Source organism: Mesorhizobium waimense (assembly GCF_003601975.1).
GTDB lineage: Bacteria > Pseudomonadota > Alphaproteobacteria > Rhizobiales > Rhizobiaceae > Mesorhizobium > Mesorhizobium waimense.
Genome location: NZ_QZWZ01000287.1, coordinates 1 through 246, shown reverse-complemented (window position 1 = coordinate 246; position 246 = coordinate 1). Strand labels below are relative to the sequence as shown.

Below are 246 nucleotides of genomic sequence, written 5' to 3'. Positions count from 1 at the left end.
ATGCTGGCCGCGGCCGCCATCATGTCGGCGGTCCAGTGCGTCGTCTCGCCAGGCGGGTCCTGCAACGTCAGCGCCACCACACGCTCAGCCACTTCAGGCCCGAGAGGCGGAATGCGCGAGGGTCGCGTCTTGTCGCGCAACAGTCCTTCGAAGCCTTCCGTTGCGAAGCGCTCCTGCCAACGCCATACGCAGGTCTTGGATTTGCCGGTTTGCCGCATGATCTCGACGGTGCCCACACCGTCGCCG

At 66.3% G+C, this 246-nt stretch carries 1 protein-coding gene; it reads right to left on the bottom strand.

Translation table 11 applies throughout. The annotated features are described in order from the left end of the window. Window positions 1-246: helix-turn-helix domain-containing protein (locus D3227_RS41035; protein WP_147377866.1), on the bottom strand; the 246-nt coding region annotated here is incomplete at both ends.